Genomic DNA, 1,378 nt, shown 5'->3' with positions numbered 1-1,378 from the left:
CCATTTTCAATCCACTTGATGATGACCGCTTTTTCGTGAGCCGATAAACTCAAATGAGATTTGGGCGTAGGCATTACATAAGTTGGGTCGGTAGAAAGGATTCGGTGAAAAACCTCACTTCTCTTTAAGTTTCGTGGCGAAACGGCAACTTTTCCGGGGCTTTCGGGTAGTTGAGCATAAGCGGCTTCGGGTAAATCTAAGCGTAAACCTGCTTTTTGTTTGGCTTTATCTGGCCCATGACAAGCAAAACATTTATCCGATAAAATGGGCTTTACGTGAAGGTTATAATCTAAACTTGCAGGTAAATTTTTATAGGCAAGAGCCACATCTTCGGGCAATTTTGTAGGGTCAGCATGCTGATGCCCATTCGGTTTGAATGACCATAAATAAATACAAGCAATGAGTAATAGTAAGTATTTTTTCATGATTAATTCATTAGTTGAAATGGCAAATTTTGATTAATGAGTAAAAGTTTTAATAATTGAATATTTATTACGTCGTACAGATACTCCGTTAGGAGTTAAATATTGGTAGTAAAGCTTATGTACAAATTCAACTTGCTCCGTAGGAGCTAAACCAATTTACTCAGGGTCTTTGAAAATATATTTTTCATCAAATTCAATATCGAACAACTTTAAAAACTCCTTGTATTCTTCTAAAAATGTTCTCTTTTTGTGGTGTTCTTCTTGGTTTTCAATGTATTTTATGATAGTTGGTAACTGAGATTGTCCGTAAGAAAATGCGGCGTAACCTTCCTGCCAAGCAAATTTACCTTTGGTGAATTTATTTTCGTTTATCCAAAGTGAGGTCATTTGTTTTATATCTCGCATCAAATCGGCAAGTGCTTGTGTACTACGAAAGCCAATTAAGATATGAATATGGTTAGCCATGCCGTTGATAATCAGAACTTTGTGGCCATTATTTTGTATGATTCCAGTTGTGTATTTATAAAGTTTATCTTTCCATTCTCGTTGAATTTGGCTTTGTCTAAATTTTACCGCAAATATCAAATGCAAGTGTATTTGTGTGAATGTATTAGCCATTTTTTTGGGTGTATTTTTGCGTTGTTGTTGGTTGGTTTAGCTCCTGACGGAGCAAGAGCTTTTATTTTGATTTTTTCTACCGATATACAACTCCTAACGGAGTAGGTTGAATTTCAATGATTTTGTTCTCTAATTCTTTTTTAGCAATTGTATTTTGGGTTATTGTTGGTTTAGCTCCTGATGGAGCATTAATAAATACGATTGTTTATTTATTACCAATATACAACTCCTAACGGAGTATGCCGAGCTTCAGCAATTTTTGCTTGAATTAGCAGCGGGTTTAAAATGTGCCGTAGGCACTATATATCGGTAGAAAAGACTATCCGAAATCAAAA

2 protein-coding genes are annotated in these 1,378 nt (G+C 35.3%); both read right to left on the bottom strand.

Annotation, left to right across the window (positions count from 1 at the left end; all coding sequences use genetic code 11):
• The coding region (locus ACOVO2_RS10255) for a c-type cytochrome domain-containing protein (protein ID WP_421769877.1) at positions 1 to 425 on the bottom strand (425 nt) is incomplete at its 3' end.
• A gap of 156 nt (positions 426 to 581) precedes the next feature.
• On the bottom strand, positions 582 to 1,043 hold the full coding sequence (gene tnpA, locus ACOVO2_RS10250) for an IS200/IS605 family transposase (protein WP_421769876.1): 462 nt from the start codon (positions 1,041 to 1,043) through the stop codon (positions 582 to 584).
• Between the last annotated feature and the right edge of the window lie 335 nt (positions 1,044 to 1,378).

Source organism: Emticicia sp. (genome assembly GCF_049241225.1).
Lineage (GTDB): Bacteria > Bacteroidota > Bacteroidia > Cytophagales > Spirosomataceae > Emticicia.
Note: the sequence above shows the minus strand (reverse complement) of the source record. Positions and strands in the feature narration are given on the sequence as shown.

Coding starts and splice junctions, on each gene's coding strand:
- tnpA (WP_421769876.1), bottom strand. CDS start 1,043: ATGGCTAATACATTCACACAAATACACTTGCATTTGATATTTGCGGTA.